Source organism: Mycobacterium sp. (assembly GCF_032161845.1).
Lineage (GTDB): Bacteria > Actinomycetota > Actinomycetes > Mycobacteriales > Mycobacteriaceae > Mycobacterium.
This window is the reverse complement of record NZ_JAVRQA010000005.1, coordinates 1-3,779: the sequence shown is the minus strand read 5'-3', so window position 1 is coordinate 3,779 and position 3,779 is coordinate 1. Positions and strand designations below refer to the sequence as shown.

Annotated in this window: 3 protein-coding genes and 1 pseudogene; 2 read left to right on the top strand and 2 right to left on the bottom strand. The window is 65.9% G+C overall.

Annotated features, from left to right (window positions below; all coding sequences use genetic code 11):
• Together QOD90_RS00155 and QOD90_RS00150 are read left to right on the top strand one after the other, a co-directional pair.
• Nucleotides 1–1,338: 3'-5' exonuclease (locus QOD90_RS00155; protein WP_526345450.1), on the top strand; the 1,338-nt coding region annotated here is incomplete at its 5' end.
• Between the two features lie 462 nt (nucleotides 1,339–1,800).
• Nucleotides 1,801–2,082 (top strand): WhiB family transcriptional regulator, encoded by a 282-nt coding sequence (locus tag QOD90_RS00150; protein WP_526345448.1) that lies wholly within the window; start codon nucleotides 1,801–1,803, stop codon nucleotides 2,080–2,082.
• Nucleotides 2,083–2,118: 36 nt separating this feature from the next.
• On the opposite strand, the gene QOD90_RS00145 is transcribed toward QOD90_RS00150, so the two are convergent.
• Nucleotides 2,119–3,462 (bottom strand): macrolide-binding ATPase MABP-1, encoded by a 1,344-nt coding sequence (locus QOD90_RS00145; protein WP_526345446.1) that lies wholly within the window; start codon nucleotides 3,460–3,462, stop codon nucleotides 2,119–2,121.
• A gap of 28 nt (nucleotides 3,463–3,490) precedes the next feature.
• A pseudogene (locus QOD90_RS00140) lies at nucleotides 3,491–3,779 on the bottom strand (hypothetical protein); the annotation flags it as partial.

The window sequence follows — 3,779 nt, the reverse complement described above, 5'->3', positions numbered from 1 at the left end:
CTGACCGTCGTCGGCGACGCGAACCAGACCATCTACTCGTTCACCGGTGCCACTCCCAATTTTCTCCTCGACTTCTCCCGCCGATTCCCCGAGGCCTCGGTGGTGCGCCTAGAACGCGACTACCGGTCCACTCCGCAGGTGGTGTCCCTGGCCAACCGCGTGATCTCGATGGCGCGCGGGCGCATGGCAGGCAGCAAGCTGCACCTGATCGGTCAGCGTGAAGCCGGGCCGACGCCGACGTTCAACGAGCATCCCGACGAGGTCGCCGAGGCCGCCGCCGTCGCCAAGGCCATCAAGAAACTGATTCAGGCAGGTACGGCGGCGTCGGAGATCGCGGTGCTGTATCGCATCAACGCGCAGTCGGAGGTGTACGAGGAGGCGCTCACCTCGGCGGGGGTGGCCTTCCAGGTGCGCGGCGGTGAGGGCTTCTTCAGCCGCCAGGAGATCCGGCAGGCCTTGGTTGCATTGCAGCGGGCCGCCGAGCGTGTCGAGGCGGTGGGTGCGGACCTGCCGCCCGTGATCCGTGAGCTGCTGGAGCCACTTGGGCTTACCGCGGAGGAGCCGCAGGGCGTGCGGGCGCGCGAGCGGTGGGAGGCGTTGGTCGCGCTTGTCGAGCTCGTCGAGGAGGAAGTGACGCTGCGGCCGTCGCTCGACATGCGCGCTCTGTTGGCCGAGCTGAGGCAGCGGGCCGACGCGCGGCACCCGCCGGTGGTGCAGGGCGTCACCCTGGCGTCGCTTCACGCCGCCAAGGGGTTGGAGTGGGACGCCGTCTTCCTCGTCGGGCTGGCCGACGGCACGCTACCCATCTCGCATGCGCTGGCCCGTGGTGCCGACAGCGAGCAGGTCGAGGAGGAACGCCGACTCCTGTACGTCGGAATCACCAGGGCGCGTATCCATCTGGCGCTGAGCTGGGCGCTGGCCCGCACGCCTGGCGGCAGGCAGGGCCGTCGGCCGTCGCGCTTCCTCAACGGTGTCGCCCCGCAGGCGACCTCCGACGATGGGCCCAGCAAGCCGCGGCGGCAGCGGGGCGTTACACCGCGCTGCCGCATCTGCAACGGAACGCTGACCACCCCGGCCGCAATCATGTTGCGCCGCTGCGAGTCGTGCCCGTCGGATCTGGACGACGAGCTGTTGGCTCAGCTCAAGGAGTGGCGCCTCGAGACGTCCAAGGAGATGAAGGTGCCGGCGTACGTGGTGTTCACCGACAACACCCTGATTGCGATCGCCGAGACGCTACCCACCGACGAGGCCGCCCTAGTCGCCATTCCCGGCATCGGCGCCCGCAAGCTCGAGCAATTCGGGCCCGATGTACTGGCGTTGGTCAAGGCCCGGCACTGAATTGGCGGGAAACGGTCAAGTGTCACAAAGATCGCGCCAAAGTCGCAGGTCAGAAAATCGCTTGTCCAATTTGGGTGTTAACGTCTAATCTCGTAACCGTCTAATCCGGTCGAGCAGAAGTGAGGAGGCAAGCATGATTTTCAATCCGTTTTCCGGCGTAGCCATTGCTAGCGCTGCCGTCATGCCGTCGCCCCTCTATGTCGCTGGACCCGTCGCTTCGGCGGCGCATTCGGCCGCCCCGACGCATGACGCCATTCCGGCGCTCAAGCGATGGGCAGCCGCCGCGACCGTCGCGTCCGTGAATCGGGGCACCACCTAGGTAGCCCAGACAAGCCAAATGGCCACGGACCCGACGCAAACCGGATCCGTGGCCAAATTGTTTTCGGGACACCGAACACCTGGTCGCAGATCCATCAAAGACAGATGGCGATCGATTTAGACCAGGAAGAAGGTGAGTCGGACATGTCTCCGCAGACATGCCGAGGTAGGACGTTCCCGGCAGTGCCGTGTCACGTCAATGACCCCGATCTGTGGTTCGCCGAGAACCCGGGAGAGCTCGAACGGGCCAAGGTGCTGTGCGCCGACTGCCCGATCAGGCGGCAGTGCCTCGCCGAGGCGCTGGAACGCCAAGAGCCGTGGGGGGTTTGGGGCGGCGAGATCATCGACCGCGGAATGGTGGTCGCGCACAAGCGTCCACGCGGTCGTCCTCGGAAGCACCCCGTTGCGAACCCTGCAGCCGCGTAGTCGGCGCGTGGCCGCCTAGCCCCCGGAGTGTTGGGGCTAGGCGGCCTCGTCGGCGAATCCTGGGATCAGTTCCGCCGCAAGCGCTTTCACCGGAACGTGGGCGTCGAGCTGGCAGGAGATCGCGACGACCGAGGCGATGACGCGCATCGGGATGGCCAACTTGGCGGGCAGGTCCATCGCGCGAGCCGTCTTGATGGCGTCGGCGGAGATCTCCATGTTGGCCGCCGCCATCCTCTGAAGCCACTTGCGGGTGTAGTGAAACTCGTCGACCTCGACCGGCTCGACGTATTGGCGCAGCATCTCGTCGATTTCGCGAGGCGACACCTGTTCGCCCTTCTGACCCTTCTGGATGAAGCCGATCTTCTCCATGGTGGGCAGCAGCTTGTCGTAGTCCTTGGCCAGCGCGTAACGCACCATGTGTCCGAGTTCGATCGGTAGGCCGCCCGGCATCGGTGCGACGGCTCCGAAGTCGAGCACTCCGAGTTTGTCGCCGGGCATCAGCATGAAGTTTCCGGGATGTGCGTCGCCGTGCATCACTTCGATGCGGCCAGGTGCGCCATAGGTCAGCTCGAAGAGTCGCGTTCCCACGATGTCGCGCTGCTCCGGAGTGCCGGTGCGAATGATCTGGGCCATCGAGATGCCTTCGATCCACTCCGCGACGACGACCTTCGGCGCGCTCGCCACGACCGCTGGCACGACGAAGTGCGGATCGTCGCGATATCCCTTGGCGAAGATGCGCTGATTCTCCGCCTCCAGCCGATAGTCCAGTTCCATCTCGGTGCGTTCGATCAGTTCGTCGACCACGCCTTGCACGTCGGCGCCAGGGGCGAGCTGCTTGAAGACCGAAACCATCCGCTTCATGGTCTTCAGGTCCGCCCGCAGTGCCTCGTCGGCACCCGGGTATTGGATCTTCACCGCGACCTCACGACCGTCGGACCACACCGCCTTGTGCACCTGGCCGATGCTCGCCGAGGCGATCGGGTCGTCGTCGAAGGAGGTGAATCTGTCCCGCCACTTGGTGCCGAGCTGCGCGTCGAGCACGCGGTGCACCTTGGCCGCAGGAAGGGGAGGGGCATCCTTTTGCAGCTTGGTCAGTGCTTCGCGGTAGGGCTCGCCGAACTGTTCGGGGACGGCGGCTTCCATCACCGACAGTGCCTGGCCGACCTTCATCGCGCCGCCCTTGAGTTCGCCGAGGACGGTGAACAGCTGATTGGCTGCCTTTTCCATCAACTCGGCGTTGACCTCGTCCCTGGACGACCCGGTCAGCCGTTTGCCGATGCCCAGTGCCGCGCGGCCGGCGATGCCGACCGGCAAACTGGCGAGTTTCGCGTTCCTGGCTGCTCGCCCACGCTTGATGTCTGCCACGTCCCCATCATCCATGACGTTCCTTGGGGCGCGGCCATCAACGTCAGGACTCCGAGGGTCGCCGGTCGATCAGCCCGTCATCCGCGTCGTCGGCGTCGGACGCCGTGAGCTCGTGGCATGGGTCCTGGTGCCACTCGCCGAGGGGATCGGGATAGTGCGGCCACTCGTGTGGCGCGACCATCTCGTCGTCGGACAGCAGCGCGCCATGCAGTGCGACTTGGATCTCGCCGGCGTCGGCGCCGCACACCAGAATCGTCATCGAGGTGTGGCGATCGCCGTGGTCGTCGGTCCACATCAGGTCGGCAAGTGCGCGTCGTTCCGGGTCGACGTAG

Excerpts from the sequence above, each read along its gene's own strand:
- QOD90_RS00150 (WP_526345448.1), top strand. The coding sequence starts at position 1,801 with ATGTCTCCGCAGACATGCCGAGGTAGGACGTTCCCGGCAGTGCCGTGT.
- QOD90_RS00145 (WP_526345446.1), bottom strand. The coding sequence starts at position 3,462 with ATGGATGATGGGGACGTGGCAGACATCAAGCGTGGGCGAGCAGCCAGG.